This is a genomic window from Streptococcus sp. 1032 (assembly GCF_013277015.1).
In the GTDB taxonomy this organism is placed as follows: Bacteria; Bacillota; Bacilli; order Lactobacillales; family Streptococcaceae; genus Streptococcus.
Window position 1 is genome coordinate 1 of the sequence record NZ_VMMD01000014.1, and the last position, 15,932, is coordinate 15,932.

The window sequence follows — 15,932 nt, forward strand, 5'->3', positions numbered from 1 at the left end:
AAGAAATTCCTAAGCTTCTCGGCATTTCTAAAATACCTGCAGAAGACGTCTGTCAGTCGTCTACATTACTCCAACATAAGTTCTAAAAACTAATCTTCAACCCCATTCCAACGTCTCACACTAACTTCCACTTGGATTAGCAGTGGAACTTAGTTTGGGAATTTACCGTTTTTTCATGAATTCCTAATGGGTACGGATGTCAAACTCTTTAAACACAATACGTAAGTCTCTTAATACTCTTTGACGACCTCGGAATCGTTCATTTCTTAAGATGCGTTCTAGTTCTTCTTGTTGATCTTTAGTTTGTTTGTTTCTATAATCCCTTAGTGTTTCATGAAAGAGATAATAATCATCTAGCCAGAGACCGCCCTCACTTATACGATGACTTATCTCACCCACTTCTTCATAAAGCTCTTTATCATATCTCCGTTTGTGACTTTCTTGCTTACGGAGATAATCTAAAATTCGATTCCGGAATTTTGTTTTGAAATATTTACGTAAACGAGGAATATCTTCTGCCAGCTCTTCTTCTCTACTAATCAATTCATGTAGACATATCATTCCCTCTTGATCCCAGTCCGATAACTCCCATAAATGAAGGTAATATTCATTTCTACACTTGTATACAATTCCTTGGACTTCTTCATACAATTCTTTAATCATTCTTTTCCCCTTTCTAAATACAGTTTAACAAAACAAAAAGCTAATTTGGTTATTTCTCCCCATTCTGTTCCCTACACCGTCTAAACTGCACAAAAAAGAGAGGCTCAGCCTCTCTTTGGGTTATTTTTCGTCATTCATTTTTGATTTTACTTCATCATAAGATAATGCATGAGATTCCTCTTCTACTGTTTCAGGCATCTTTCCTGTTTCATAGAGAGATTTAATTTGTGTACTATCCAATGTTTCGTATTTCAATAATGCTTCTGCAATCAACTTGTGAGTTTCACGATTTGACTGAATAATTTCAGCGGCTTTATTTCGTGCCTCATTCAATAATGAACGAACCTCTTCGTCAATTTCATAAGCTGTTTGTTCTGAAATTGATTTTTGAGGGCTTTGTGCACCAAACATGGCATGATTTCCTTCATATTGAACTGGACCAAGTTTTTCACTCATACCGTACTCTGTAACCATTGCACGCGCCATTTGTGTCGCTTGTTCAAAGTCGTTTGAAGCTCCTGTAGTTTGGACATTAAAGATAATTTCTTCAGCTACACGTCCACCCATTAAGCCAGCCAATTGCTCTTTCATATCTTCTTTAGATAGAAGCATTTGGTCTTCCTTAGGAAGTGCAATCATATAACCACCTGCACGACCACGTGGTACAATTGTAACCTTATGGACAACTCGGGCATTCGATAAGACTAGACCAACAATGGTATGTCCTGCCTCATGATAGGCAACCAATTCACGTTCTTTTTGTGAAACTGTCTTATCTTTCTTAGAAGGACCAGCAATCACTCTATCTTCTGCTTCATCAATATCTGAAGCATCAATAACTGACTTGTTGCGACGGGCAGCAACTAAGGCTGCCTCATTTAGAACGTTTTCCAAATCAGCACCAACAAAGCCTGGAGTTTGTTGAGCAACTAATTTCAAATCTACATCTTCTGCTAAAGGCTTGTTCTTAGCATGAACTTTCAAGATTGCTTCGCGCCCCTTAACATCAGGACGACCAACCAATACTTTTCTATCAAAACGTCCTGGACGCAAAAGGGCAGGATCAAGTACATCTGAACGGTTTGTCGCAGCGATGACGATAATCCCTTCATTTCCCTCAAAACCATCCATCTCAATCAAAAGTTGGTTCAAGGTTTGTTCACGTTCATCATTTCCTCCACCGAGGCCGACACCACGTTGACGACCAACAGCATCAATTTCATCGATAAAGATAATAGCTGGCGCTGCTTTTTTGGCATCTTCAAAAAGAGAACGAACACGACTAGCTCCAACTCCGACAAACATTTCTACAAAGTCAGAACCTGAGATACTAAAGAATGGAACGCCTGCTTCTCCAGCGACTGCCTTAGCAAGCAAGGTCTTACCTGTTCCCGGAGGCCCCTCCAAAAGAACACCTGCTGGAATACGGGCTCCAAGTTTTGTAAATCGTTTTGGATCTTTTAAGAATTCAACAACTTCAACTAGTTCTTGCTTTTCTTCCTCAGCTCCAGCAACATCTGAAAATCTTACTTTAATATCCTCTTTATTTGCAGCTTTAGCCTTACTACGTCCAAAACTCATTGGGTTACGACCATTGCCTCCCCCCATATTTCCCATCATAGAGAATAGGAAGAAGAATAGAATTCCAAATGGCACAATGGATACGAGTAGATTAATCCACATACCACTTGAACTTTCATGCTTAATAGTTACTTCTGCTTTATGGTCCGAAGCAAGTTTTTGCAATTCTGATACTGTGGTATCAGAGGGAAGAATAATACTTGAAAATTTCTCTACTGTTGTAACAGATGGAGAAAAGAACTGAATGCCTGTTTCTTCTTTACTTGTTTTAGGATTTTTATAGACACCCGAAACTTCGATAACACTGCCATTTGGTTGGTAGGTTAATTCTTTTACATTGTCATCGGTAATTTCTTTTACCAATTCTGTATAATTAATTTGCTCACTTTTCCCTGCAACACTACCTGTACTAAAATACTGGTAAGCTGTAACTAGGAAAAAAATAAGTAATAACCATAGAAATGGATTTTTAATTAAACCATTATTTTGTTTTTTCATTAAAAATTGTTCTTTCTAATTTGAATACACTTCTTCTTTCAATACTCCAACATAAGGAAGGTTACGATAATTTTCTTTGTAGTCTAAACCATAACCTACTACAAACTCATTTGGGATAGTAAAGCAGGTATAGTCTGCCTCAATTTCTACAACACGTCCCTCTGGTTTATCCAACAAGGTTGCAATGTTAACAGAAGCTGCATCTCTTGCAATAAACATATCTCGCAAATTCTTCAAAGTTTGACCTGTATCAATGATATCCTCTACAAATAGAACATGTCTTCCTTTAATATCTTGAGTTACATCTTGCTTGATATTGATGACACCACTACTTGCTGTTCCACCATGGTAGCTAGAAACCATCATGAAGTCCATTTCAATATGTGTATCAATATGTTTGACCAATTCAGCCATAAAAGGAATAGATCCTTTTAAAATCCCAACCAAGATTGGATTTTTTCCTGCATAGTCCTTAGTTAATTGAGCACCTAATTTTTTAGCAGCTTCTGTAATTTCATCGTGTGAAACGAGGATTTTTTTAATATCGTTTTCTAACATTTTTTTACCTATCTATTTTTTCTATATAAAGTACAGTGTTCATTATATCATTTTTCGTGTTTTTACTCAAATCACTAGTCGCAATTCCCAAAATTGAGACAATTTCACCAAATTGCTCAATAATCAGAGCAGATTTTCGCTTTTCCATAGGGATTTTCAAATCAATAAATAGACGTCTGAGTTTTTTTCTATGCCCATTTTGAATCAAAACATCTCCTGTTTTTCGATGACGAATGTGTATGGATGTTTCCCGTGAAACAGATATTTGTTGAATTGATTCACCTTCTAAAGGAAGTCCAAAGGAAAATAAATATCCCTGATAAGTTACCTGATTTTGATAGTGTAACACAAGTTCATCTTCCTTTTCATCAGCCTGCGGACTGATTTTACAAATCTGAAACTGTTGATACTCTTTTATCAATTCATAGCCATTTTTAAGCAGATGACGATACTGGCTTTTAGTTTTTAAAATTTGCCTAACTTCTTCAAACTGAGCTTTTGTAAGATTCAAATCTGGAAAACGATTCAGATAAGTTTGAAGTAAAACTCTTTGTGTCGACTCAGAGTAAGACAATAGCTGCTCTAAATTTTCCACATCAATATTGTTAGATAATTCAGTTATAGCTAAGTCATAATCTAAAATTTCATTGCCGATACTTAAGATTGCATCTCTAAATCGAGGATTTTCTTTTTCTAAATCTGGTAAATAAGAGTTTCGAATACGGTTGCGAAAATAATGATTTTCCTTATTTGATGTATCTTCAAAGTGAAAAATTGGTGGAAAGTCTTTTTTCTGAAAATGCAAGAAGGGGCGAATGATTTCTATCTCTCCGACTACTTGCTTCTCCTTAATTCCTGATAGATAGCGCAAGCGAGTCCCTCGAATCAAACGCATCAAAATCGTTTCCACCTGATCATCAGCATGGTGGGCAGTGACTAAAGCTGTCGCACCTGTCTTTTTCATGACCTCTTGAAAAAAATCATAACGAAAATGTCGTGCATGTGCTTCTGAAAATTCTCCTGAAAAATTGCTGATATAAATAGGAAGCTCTGCTTCAGCAGCCAACTTCCTTAATTCCTTTTCTTCCCAATCTGATTCAATTCTCTGCTTATGATTCACATGGGCTAGAATCAATTCAATTTCTAACTCTTTTTGATAAGTAGATAATACCTTAAATAGAAACATAGAATCTAATCCACCAGAAAGAGCTAGCACCACCTTAGTATGCTTTTTGAAATATCCCTTCTTGAGAAAATGATTTAAAAAATCCTGTTCCCTCATTTTAGAACCTCATAAACATCCTTGGCTATCTTGGAAATCGTATCGTAATCAGAATCTTTAGTAAAAATAGAAAGCACAAATGGAGAATCTGCATAGGCGACACCCGTATCATGCTTAAATTCGTCCGCATCCCCAATTTTATGAGCTACCTTCACAGAAACATCTTTGGCAATTCGCTGATTATCAAAATCTGTTTTAGTCAAAGACTCCAATACAAATCCATTTTGATTATAAATAGCTTCCATGACTTTTCCAGCCATTTTAGAAGAAATCAATTTTTCTTTTGGATCCCAATCATCTCCCATAATGGCAGACATCTTGGATTTAAATGTGGCATCAGATTGGTTTGAAATGTAATATCCCAATATGTTATGAGCTACATTATCAGATTCTTTAGATACTTTTGTGATTAAGTCCTTGAGAGAATACTCTTTATTATCCTCTTTTTTAGGAAGACTACCACTTCCTTCTGGTTTATAAGAACCTGGAAAATCATTGATTGCAGATACATATTTTACAGTCGTATCTAACTGATAAAGACCCTCATTTATTTTTTCTTGCGCATAATAGAGATAAGGGAGTTTCAAAACACTAGCTGCATACATCTTTTCATCTTGATTGATACCAGCCTCTTTTCCAGTAGTCAGTTGCTTAACATAAATAGAGAATGAATCCTTCTGATATTTTTCCGATAACATTTCTTGGACTTTACTCATCCGATTATCTTCTTCAGAAGTTGATTCTTTAGCTACCCATCCAACCTGATCAATATGTAGAAATTCTCTTCCTTCTACAAACATGGTCTTGTCAATCGATACTTGCGAATAAGCTGATAAGGATGATTTCACTTCTTTTAAGTCATAAGGACTATTGTACAGTTTAAAATCAGATTCTAACCATACTTTTTTTATTGTTGGAGTTACCTCTGACTGATCATATAAAAATCGTTTGTCTGCAGCTATAAATTGATGGTTGGATAACTTAAATACCGGAATCCCTTGTTTATTTAAACGCCACTCGGTTATTTGGAAACTTGTTTTGGGAGTCAATTTCCCAGATTCCACTACTAAATCTTCATTCGCATAAACAGGAACCTCTCCATAAACCATGGGAGAACTTAATTTTTCTCTAAAATAAATACCAAAGTCAGATTGTGAAAGGTAATAAATTTCTTTCGAAGTATAGACGACTTCTTTTTCTGTGCTAACGACTTTTGAAATAGTCAAAAAACTCGGTAGCAACAAAATAATTAAGAACTTACGCATTCTTCCTTTCCTTTTCTTCTTGTAAACGCAATAATTGATTTTTATCAGCCAACTCTTCCAGCTTTTCATCTGATCGACTCAAAAATTGCTCAATTACATCTAGTAAATTTTCCATTTTATCACCTTTGAAGCAAGTCAGGAATCGTATAAACTATTTCCCTCGACTTAGAATAATAGTACTTCGCTCGTGTATATTTGGCAGCATAATCCTCATCTTTCAACTTGGTAGCAAATGCTGTCTCCTTATCCTTTTCATCACTCAAAGTTTGATACTGAGTTTGCAAGTCTGCTAATTGCTGACGTCTTTGGAGTAATTGCTGATAACTCTGCGCTAAATTAAAAGTTGGCAAGATAAATAATAGCGTAATCAAAATCAATACCCACCCCATAAAACGATTCCGTTTTTGTCGTTCTTTCATCAGGTAGCGACGACGTTGATATTCATTTTGGATAAAAGAATTATTCAATTGTACAATATTTTTAGACATTTTCTTCTACCCGTGTTTCACTGATAATTTCATACATGCCTGCTGCATCTTCTTTTTTTGTACTATCTTTCATCTCTAGTACTTTGACAAGTAGCAACTTATTGCCAAAGCGAATTTCAACTTGGTCATTAACTTTCAAATCCGTTGAACTTTTGGCCAAGATTCCATTCACCTTGATTCTGCCTTTATCTGCTACTTCTTTTGCGACTGTACGACGCTTGATAATTCGCGATACTTTTAAATATTTGTCTAATCTCATCCTTATTACCTCAACTTATTATTGTACCATTTTTATCTATTTTATAGAAGAAAAATATCAAATGGAATTTTCTTTCTTAGACTCTTTTATCTCTAATAAACTTTCTCCAAAAATCAGCAGACCTTCTAAAATTTCATAATCTTTCTTATTTTGGACATCAAATACAAGCTCCATTAATCCCTTATTCTCAGCGATGCCTGCTTTTAAGTTCGTTGCGGATAAAGCTTTAAAATAATCTTGAGCTAAAAACAGTCGTTGAGTGACTTTTTCAAATTGAACTGTAATTTTATTATCTTTTCTTTCCACACGTTGAACAAAGACCTTGTCCAAATATGACTTGACTAAACCAATCTCTAAAAGATATGCTACTACATCTGGGTATTCTCCAAAACGGTCTATCAACTCCTCTTGTAACTCTTCATAATTGACACGGTTGTCAATTTGACGAATTTTCTTGTAAATTTCAATCTTATGTCGTTGATCAGAAATATAAGTATCAGGAAGATAGGCATCAATTTGCAAAATCAACTCAGCATTCCCTTTGGTTCTTGTGTTAGCGTTAGCATTACCGTTTCGTTTAGCAATAGCTTCCTCTAATAACTGCGAATACAATTCAAAACCAACAGAATCAATGAAACCAGACTGGGATTTTCCTAGGAGATTTCCTGCTCCACGAATCGAAAGATCTCGCATAGCAATCTTAAATCCGGATCCCAATTCTGTAAATCCTTTAATCGCTTCTAATCTCTTCTCGGAAACTTCACTAATTGATTTTTCTGGACGATACATGAGATAGGCATAAGCAATACGATTACTACGACCGACTCTTCCTCTTAACTGATACAAGGTTGACAAACCCATATGGTCCGCATTTTCAATAAATAAAGTATTAGCATTTGGAATGTCCACCCCTGTCTCAATAATGGTAGTCGTCACCAAGATATCGTATTGTCCCTCAATAAAGTCTAGTAGAGTATTTTCCAACTGGATTTCACTCATGCGACCATGAACATAACCAATCGAAGCCTCTGGAATCAACTCCTGTAATTCTGAAACCTTCTGGTCAATCGTGTCAACTTTATTGTAAAGATAGTAAACTTGACCTCCACGCTCCATTTCACGTAAGACAGCATCACGAATGACACTATCATTCTTTTCTAAAACATAGGTTTGCACTGGATAACGATTAGTCGGCGGAGTTTCAATAACAGACAAATCTCTGATTCCCAGCATAGACATGTGAAGGGTACGAGGAATTGGCGTTGCTGTCAAGGTTAGGACATCCACTTGTTTCTTCAGTTCTTTCAAGGTTTCCTTATGCTTGACACCAAATCGCTGTTCCTCATCAATAATCATCAAGCCTAAATCAGCAAACACAACATCTTTTGACAAAACACGATGGGTTCCAATCAAAATATCAACTTGACCGTTTTTCAATTTTTCAAGTGTTTCGGTCTGCTCTTTTTTACTTCTAAAACGACTCAATACATCAATATTAACTGCAAAATTTTGGAATCGTTCCTTAAAATTGGTATAGTGCTGTTGCGCTAAAACCGTCGTCGGAACTAGAACGACAACCTGTTTGTGATCATTGACAGCCTTAAAGGCTGCACGCATTGCAACTTCAGTCTTTCCAAAACCAACATCCCCAACTAAAAGTCGATCCATTGGCTGAGAAGCCTGCATATCTCTCTTGATTTCCTCAACACTACGAAGTTGATCATCCGTTTCAACATAAGGAAAGGCATCATCAAAAGCATCTTGCTCTTCATCATCGGCTGAAAAAGCAAAGCCCTTCAACTGACTGCGTTCAGAATAGAGTTTGATTAAATCATCAGCTATATCCTCTACCTGGTTCTTAACTTTTTGCTTGGCCTTTTTAAAATGACCGTCATTTAATTTATTGAGTTTAGGTGCTTTACCGTCACTTGAAACGTATTTGGAAAGTAGATGAATCTGTTCCACTGGGATAGAGATTTGATCCCCGTTTTGGTATTGAACACTGACATAATCACGGTGAATCCCCTTAATTTCAATGGTTTCAATCCCTAGATATTGACCAATTCCATGGATATGGTGAACAACGTAATCTCCTTTTTCAAGTTCATTGTAATCTTTTAATCTCTCTGCGTTTGAAACATGTTGTCTTCGAAAACGACGTTTCAATTTCTTTTGAAAAATCTCATGTTCAGTTATCAATAAAACCTTTTCATCTACAAAATGAAAACCATGTCTGAGATTACCCTCGATTAAGTTTACAGATTCTTTACAAACACTTGACTTATCTCTAGAATCCAATTTAATCTGGTATTCCTCTAAAACATCCTCCAATGTTTTACTTCCCATTGAATTGCTAGACTGCAGGATAATAGTATAATTCATTTTTTTGTATCGTTCAATTTCTTCTTTTAGAAAAGAAAACTGATTGAAAAACTCCTGCATAGGATATTGATTAAATTGATAATTTTTGTCAAACTTGAGATTTCCTAACCCCTTTTGTAGATTAGAGAAAAAGGTAACCGGACTCTGTTTTTTATAAATTTGCTCTGTATCTGCAAAATACTGTATCTCAGAAAATGCTTTACTATTCTGTAATTCTTCTGTAAAGTACTGCGCTAATTCTCTTTCAAAGACTTCATACTGATTCATCAATTTTTGATAATCATCAAAGAATATTGGTATGTTTTTTTCAATATAATCAAATACAGTCCATGTCTTATCATAGCATAAAGATAAAAATTTCCGTGAATCAGAATGCATTTGTTTTTGGTGAAAACTTGAAAGAATTTCTTCTAAGTATGATTTTAAAATAGGTGATAACGTTTTTGAAATTTGTTTTTCTAAAGCTGACTGACCTCGTTGATAATCCTTTTCTCTCAAAAGCATATCACTAGCTGGAAAGATGGTGAATTCTGTCTGATTTTCTTTCGATAATTGTGTTTCGACTTCAAATGACCTGATACCATCAATTTCATCACCAAAAAACTCAATTCGGCAAGGTTCTAACTGGGATATTTCAAAAATATCTAAAATATCTCCTCGTATACTAAACTCTCCCTGAGTTTGTACTTGTGTAACTTTTCGATAGCCGATTTCTTTTAACTGATAGATAAGTGTGTTTTGGTCATATTCTTCACCAACTGAGATTTTTACAACACTATCTTTGAATACATTGGGAGACGGTAAAATCAATCGACTTGCTGCGATATTACAAACTAAAATCCCTCTCTTAGAGGAATCAGTCAAAAAACGCAAGGCTTCAACCCGTGAAATGATTTTTTCTTGTGAAGACATCAAAAACTCCACCATAGGAGTATCATCTACCAAAAATGGATAGACAAGTTCCTCACCCAAGATAGATAGAAGATCACTAACAAGTCCTTCTGCTTCTCCATAAGTTGACGTCAACAACACAATCTTATCTTCTTTTTCTAAACTGCTTGCAATTGCAAGAACCTTAGTAGACGTTGATAAACCTAGTATTAGTTGTCTTTTCTTATCTGTTAAATTTTGATGCCATTTTTTAATCTGATCATTTTCTGAGAATAAATCTAATAGGGTCACCATTTATCCATTATACCTCTGCATTGTTTTCTCAAAATTTTTCTCTTGTAAATAGTAGTTTACAGAATCGTCAACCTTGTCAATAGACTGTAAAATACCAATATACTCATCCTTGTCAAAGGTACTCAAAACATGGTGAACAACTGACATACCATTTTTAGGTCTTCCAATTCCTATCTTAACACGATTAAAGACCTGAGTTCCTATATGTTGAATAATAGACTTAATGCCATTGTGACCACCTGCGGATCCCTTTGCTCTTAAACGAATCTTTCCAACTTCCATGTCAAGATCATCGTAAATGATGAGTAAATCTTCAATATCCAAACCATAGTAAGTCAATAAAGCATGAACTGCTTTTCCACTTTCATTCATAAAGGTCGTTGGTTTAATCAGATAAATTTTTTCTCCATTTAGGAAAAAGGATGCTAGGTCAGCTTGAAATATCTTATCGTGTGTAAAAGTGACATTCTGTTTCTTCGCTAGTTGATCAATAAACATAAAACCAACATTGTGTTTTGTTTCAAAATATTTATCCCCTGGATTTCCCAAGCCTACAAGTAATTTGGTCATTTATTTTTCCTTTCAAAAGCCAAAAGGGTTGGAATTTTTTTCCAACCTAATTGACACCATTTATTAATTTTTTAGACATTAAAGCGGAATTCCATGATATCGCCATCTTGAACGATATATTCTTTTCCTTCTTCACGCAAGCGTCCAGCTTCTTTTACGGCCTTTTCAGATCCGTATTTCACTAAATCCTCATATGACATGGTTACTGCACGAATAAATCCTTTTTCAAAGTCTGAGTGGATAATCCCAGCTGCTTGAGGAGCCTTCATACCACGTTTGAAAGTCCAAGCGCGAACTTCTTTTTCACCAGCTGTGAAGTAAGTTCCCAATCCAAGCAAGTGGTAAGCTGCACGCGTCAACTTATCTACACCTGATTCTGTCAAACCAATGGCTTCAAGAAACTCTTTTTTATCTTCATCGTCTAACTCAGAAATTTCTTCCTCAGAACGCGCAGAAATAACGACTACTTCAGCATTTTCTGTCGCTGCGAATTCACGAATTTGTTTAACATAGTCGATAGAGTCAGGTTCTGAAACCACATCCTCATCCACATTGGCAACATAGAGCACTGGTTTAGTTGTCAACAGGAAGAGACCTTTGACAACTTTTTGTTCTTCATCTGTAAATTCGATTGTACGAGCTGATTTTCCATCTTCAAGGACTGGTTTAATCTTTTGAAGAACATTAAATTCTGCTACAGATTCTTTATCTTTTTGCGTACGTGCCATCTTTTCTACACGCGCATAGCGTTTATTGACTGATTCTAAGTCAGCAAGAATCAATTCCAGGTTAATGGTATCAATATCTGCAAGTGGATCCACAAAGGCATCTTCACGTCCTTGCTCGCGCATGACATTTTCATCATCAAAAGCACGAACTACATGAACAATGGCATCTACTTCACGGATATTGGCCAAGAATTTATTCCCTAATCCTTCTCCTTTTGAAGCTCCTTTTACAATCCCTGCAATATCTGTAAATTCAAATGTTGTTGGCACTGTCTTTTTAGGAGTAATCATTTCAGTCAATTTTTGTAGACGTTCATCTGGAACTTCTACCATTCCAACGTTTGGGTCAATCGTTGCAAATGGGTAGTTAGCTGCCTCTGCTCCTGCTTTTGTAATTGCATTAAATAGTGTTGATTTACCAACGTTTGGCAAACCAACGATACCTGCTGTTAAAGCCATATTTTCTCATTCTCCGTTTTCATTTCAATCCCTAATATTATAACACAAAAAGGGAAAACTTGCTAACCCTCTAACTAAGGGTTCTCAGTCAATAATTTTATTCATTTTTCGATCAAAATCATAGCGCCCCATCATGACAACATGGTCACAATTACTGCATTTGATTTTGATATCTGCCCCTACACGTGTAATTTCCCAACGATTTGCTTTTTTACCAGTTGACTTGATAGTACAAGCATGTGGTTTTTTCATCTCAACAAAATTTCCAACTTGATACATACTACTCTCCTTTTCTTTTTCGATTATATCATAAAAGAGGCGAGCTAGGCTCAACCTCTTTCACTTAATTTGTACGAACTGGGGTGATGAGCTGCATGAAGTCCTCATCAGTGTCTGCTGGCACAAGAGTAAATGGACGAACAGCTGAGATAAAGCTAATGGTCACCTTTTCGCTATTTAAAGCCTTGAGTGAATCAATCAAGTAAGTTGGGTTGAAACTAATAGTCAAATCTTCACCAGTAACCTGATCAGTATCGATTTCTTCGTTTACTTTACCAACTTCTGGAGAATGAACATGGGCGCTAACAACCCCATCTTTAATTTCAAGTTTCACAGTACCATTTTGAGTCGCACTTGATAAAAGACGAGCACGTTCCATTGACTGGCGTAAGTTTAGCACATCAAAAGTAATAGTAGTGTTAAAGTCTGTTGGAATCAAGCGATCTGTATCAGGATAGTTTCCTTCTAGGAGACGAGTATAGAAGCTAATATTTTCGCTTCTAAAGAGAATTTGGTTATTGGCAAAGAAAATCTCTACAGTTTCAATATCATCTGTAAATACCGCTGAAAATTCGCGTAGAGAACGGCTAGGAATGACAACATCAAAATCATCACTATTTTTCTCAAGCGTTAATTTTTTCTGGCTTAGACGATGAGAGTCTGTTGCAACTGTTTTTAACTCTTTGTGTTGACTCAATACAAAATGAACACCTGTCAAAATTGGACGACTCTCTTGTGTACTTGCAGCAAAAGCTGTTTCATTGATAATTTTCTTGAGTAATTTTGTTTCAAGAACCAAAGGAGTGCTTACTGAAATTTCTTGGATTCGTGGGTACTGTTCGCTATCTTTTCCTTTTAGGGTAATTTCTGATTTTCCACTGGTTAAAACAATTTGATTTTGTTCAATTTCTTTAAAATCAAGAGTCACATCAGGTAGACTAGATACTACATTGATAAAGAAAGAAGCTTCAAGAAGAATCGAACCTAAAGAAGTAATTAACAAACCAGCATCTTCATTTTTTTGAGAAATAAAATTTTCAATTGAAATCTGACCATTTGAACCAATTAAAGTAACACCTTCATTGGTCACGTCAATTTTTACGGTTGATAAAATAGGAATGGCATTTTTAGAACTAATAGCTCTCTTAGTAGTATTTAATGCTTGTAGAAATAAATTTTTATTAATTGAAAAATGAATCATGGATTCTCCTTTATTTATTTTTAGTATTAGAAGGATAATAGTAATAATAGAGTCTGTGAAATCTGTGGAAAACAGACTTTAAACAAGTCATATCAAGTTTTTTGGCTTGTTTAAAAAATGTGGATAAAAAAGATAATAAAGTAAAAGTTATCCACAACTTATTTGATTTTCTTTTTGATTGATTCAATTTCTAAGCGTAAATTATCGTCTTCATCAATCAAAGATTTAATTTTAGCATGGGCATGAATAACTGTTGTATGATCTTTTCCACCAAATTCCTTCCCAATTTTTGGAAGACTATTATCTGTTAGTTCTCTAGATAAATACATGGCTACTTGACGGGCTAACACAATGTTTTGAAGGCGTCTGCTTCCCTTCATTTCTTTGACACTAACTCCATAGAAGTTACCAACTTCATTTTGGATTTTGTCAATTGGGATGACGAGCATTTGGCTAACATCTTGTTTTCGAGCTCTAATAGCTTCTGCAGCAATATCAATAGTGATATCCTTGATGTTTTTTACTCTGGCAATTAAAGTGATGTCGTTGATAGCTCCCTCAAGATCTCGAACATTTGAATCAAATTGCCCAGCTAGGTATTCTAGAGTATCACTTTGGAAATTGTAGCCTAAATGTTCCGTTTTACTTTGTAAAATGGCAATGCGTGTTTCAAAGTCAGGGGGTGTGATAGTTTGTGTCAACCCCCAACTAAAGCGCGTGACAAGCCTCTCCTCGAGTCCTTCTAGATGTTTTGGACTACGATCACTGGTTAGGACAATCTGTTTTTGCTTGTCATGAAGGGCGTTAAAGGTATTGAAAAATTCTTCCTGAGTTGCGACTTTTTTTCCGCTGAGTGACTGGATATCATCGATTAACAAAAGATCAAGACTACGATAGGTTTTTTTAAATTTTTCCATTTCCCCAAGCCTTAAGTGATCAAGAAAGTCATTAATAAAGCTTTCAGCAGGTATGTATTTGACACGCGCATTTGGAATATTTTTTAGAATTTCATTTCCAATAGCGTTTAACAGGTGAGTCTTACCAAGCCCAGGTCCTCCATAGATAAAAAGAGGGTTATAGGTCAGAGCCAAATCTTCAGAGACAGCCAAAGCGGCTGATACTGCCCAAACATTTCCATCCCCTTGAATAAAATTATCAAAGGTATACTTTTCTTTTAACCCAGTATCCGAATACGGAATAGATGCTAACTTTGGACTATAGTCATAAAGAGTTGAATTTGTAGATTCTTCAACTTGTGAGATAGCCGTATCTTGAGGTTTGGTGAAAATATAGTGGGGAGTTATTTCAGCATCATAAATTTCAAATCCAGCTACTACAATAATATCTTTTAGTTGTTTTTCCCAGACCATTTCCATTTCAGATCGTGGTAAAAATATAGTGGCAACATTTTCTTCTACCTTGACGAGTTCAGCTTGAATAGCATAGAAATCATACATGGATCGAGTCAGTCTTTCTTGAGCAAATTCTAAGATACGATTCCAAAATTGTTTTTCTTTCAATCCTTTCTCCTCCTTTACTATTTAAAAGTTTAATACTAGACCTATTTTACCATAGATAGTAAGAATTTTCCACAAGCTGTGAAAAATAATCCACAATGTTATCAAGTTTTATCCACAGGTTGGGGATAAAGTTAGAAACTATTGATTTATTAAGCTTTTTATTGAAAAATATAGTGGATAACCTTGTGAGATAAAAAAATAAAAGAACAGCCTTATTTCAGGCTGTTGATAATTCTACTGTATTCTTCTTGATTTGAAAAAGCAATAATGATTTTTCCACTATCTTTTTTAGAAAGTTTGATTTCTACATCTAATCCGAGTAGTTTTCTTAACTGTTCTTCTTCATTCTGTATGAAATGATTCGTTTTTTGCTGTCTCTTTTGTTTTTTCTCTGTCAGAAGAGCTTCTAACTTCCTTACAGAAATATCTTCTTCTATAATCCGTTGAAAGAAATAGTCTTGTTGTTCCTTATTCAACCCAACTAGCGAACGAGCATGTGCTTGTGATAGTTTGCCATTTTCTACTTCTGAGAGAATCTGTTCTGGCAAGTAAAGCAAACGAATGGAGTTGCTGATATATGGACGAGACTTGCCCATTTTATCTGCAATTTCAGCATGGGTAAATCCTTTCTCTACGAGAGATTCATAGGCGCGTGCTTCTTCTATAGGATTTAAATTTTCTCTCTGCAAATTTTCAATAATGGACTGGATCATCATCTCTTGGTCTGAAAGCTGTTTAATAACAGCTGGGATAGACCTTAGACCAGCTAAAAGTGAAGCCCGATAGCGTCTCTCTCCTGCAAGGATTTCATAACCAATCACAGGAGATTGACGAACAATAATCGGTTGAATGAGTCCATTTTCTTTGATAGACTGTGCTAGTTCATCTAGTTTTTCTCCATCAAATTCTTTTCGAGGTTGATAGGGATTTTTTTGTATATCCGTGATAGAAATCATTTCAAATTTTTCCATGATTCTACACTAACATATCTTTTCTCTTATGTAAAGCTTTCTT

The 15,932-nt window shown here is 35.5% G+C and carries 15 protein-coding genes; all 15 read right to left on the minus strand.

The genetic code is table 11. From position 1 onward, the window contains the following. Positions 1–183: 183 nt before the first annotated feature. Entirely contained in the window at positions 184–663 is a 480-nt protein-coding gene (locus HT711_RS04185) for a sigma-70 family RNA polymerase sigma factor (protein WP_112445392.1), read from the minus strand. A gap of 120 nt (positions 664–783) precedes the next feature. After that, entirely contained in the window at positions 784–2,742 is a 1,959-nt protein-coding gene (gene ftsH / locus HT711_RS04190; RefSeq protein ID WP_112445394.1) for an ATP-dependent zinc metalloprotease FtsH, read from the minus strand. A 15-nt stretch (positions 2,743–2,757) separates the two neighbouring features. Further along, a complete protein-coding gene (gene hpt / locus HT711_RS04195) occupies positions 2,758–3,300 on the minus strand; it encodes a hypoxanthine phosphoribosyltransferase (protein WP_000892172.1) in 543 nt (180 codons plus the stop codon). A 4-nt stretch (positions 3,301–3,304) separates the two neighbouring features. After that, positions 3,305–4,582: a tRNA lysidine(34) synthetase TilS gene (gene tilS, locus HT711_RS04200; protein ID WP_173234356.1), complete on the minus strand. Its 1,278-nt coding sequence runs from the start codon at positions 4,580–4,582 to the stop codon at positions 3,305–3,307. Continuing rightward, entirely contained in the window at positions 4,579–5,847 is a 1,269-nt protein-coding gene (locus tag HT711_RS04205) for a serine hydrolase (RefSeq protein ID WP_173234355.1), read from the minus strand. The genes tilS and HT711_RS04205 overlap by 4 nt, the downstream gene beginning before the upstream one ends. Beyond that, on the minus strand, positions 5,840–5,962 hold the full coding sequence (locus HT711_RS11410; RefSeq protein WP_049521558.1) for an SP_0009 family protein: 123 nt from the start codon (positions 5,960–5,962) through the stop codon (positions 5,840–5,842). Before HT711_RS11410 ends, HT711_RS04205 begins: the two co-directional genes overlap by 8 nt. A 4-nt stretch (positions 5,963–5,966) precedes the next feature. Further along, positions 5,967–6,335, minus strand: coding sequence for a septum formation initiator family protein (locus HT711_RS04210; protein ID WP_173234354.1), 369 nt, complete (start codon positions 6,333–6,335; stop codon positions 5,967–5,969). Then, the gene (locus HT711_RS04215; protein WP_001234978.1) at positions 6,328–6,594 is read right to left on the minus strand and encodes an RNA-binding S4 domain-containing protein; all 267 of its coding nucleotides are present in this window, start codon (positions 6,592–6,594) and stop codon (positions 6,328–6,330) included. The genes HT711_RS04210 and HT711_RS04215 overlap by 8 nt, the downstream gene beginning before the upstream one ends. A 57-nt stretch (positions 6,595–6,651) precedes the next feature. Next, positions 6,652–10,161, minus strand: coding sequence for a transcription-repair coupling factor (gene mfd, locus HT711_RS04220; protein ID WP_112445401.1), 3,510 nt, complete (start codon positions 10,159–10,161; stop codon positions 6,652–6,654). Further along, positions 10,162–10,731: an aminoacyl-tRNA hydrolase gene (gene pth / locus HT711_RS04225; RefSeq protein WP_173234350.1), complete on the minus strand. Its 570-nt coding sequence runs from the start codon at positions 10,729–10,731 to the stop codon at positions 10,162–10,164. It abuts the gene before it with no gap. A 71-nt stretch (positions 10,732–10,802) separates the two neighbouring features. Continuing rightward, positions 10,803–11,918 (minus strand): redox-regulated ATPase YchF, encoded by a 1,116-nt coding sequence (ychF, locus tag HT711_RS04230; protein WP_112445405.1) that lies wholly within the window; start codon positions 11,916–11,918, stop codon positions 10,803–10,805. An 84-nt stretch (positions 11,919–12,002) separates the two neighbouring features. Next, complete coding sequence (locus HT711_RS04235; RefSeq protein ID WP_000285186.1) at positions 12,003–12,197, minus strand: DUF951 family protein; 195 nt, start codon at positions 12,195–12,197, stop codon at positions 12,003–12,005. Positions 12,198–12,261: 64 nt separating this feature from the next. Next, the gene (gene dnaN / locus HT711_RS04240) at positions 12,262–13,398 is read right to left on the minus strand and encodes a DNA polymerase III subunit beta (RefSeq protein ID WP_112445407.1); all 1,137 of its coding nucleotides are present in this window, start codon (positions 13,396–13,398) and stop codon (positions 12,262–12,264) included. Between the two features lie 158 nt (positions 13,399–13,556). Then, positions 13,557–14,918 (minus strand): chromosomal replication initiator protein DnaA, encoded by a 1,362-nt coding sequence (gene dnaA, locus HT711_RS04245; protein ID WP_112445409.1) that lies wholly within the window; start codon positions 14,916–14,918, stop codon positions 13,557–13,559. Positions 14,919–15,130: 212 nt separating this feature from the next. Continuing rightward, on the minus strand, positions 15,131–15,889 hold the full coding sequence (locus tag HT711_RS04250; protein WP_112445411.1) for a ParB/RepB/Spo0J family partition protein: 759 nt from the start codon (positions 15,887–15,889) through the stop codon (positions 15,131–15,133). Positions 15,890–15,932 lie beyond the last annotated feature (43 nt).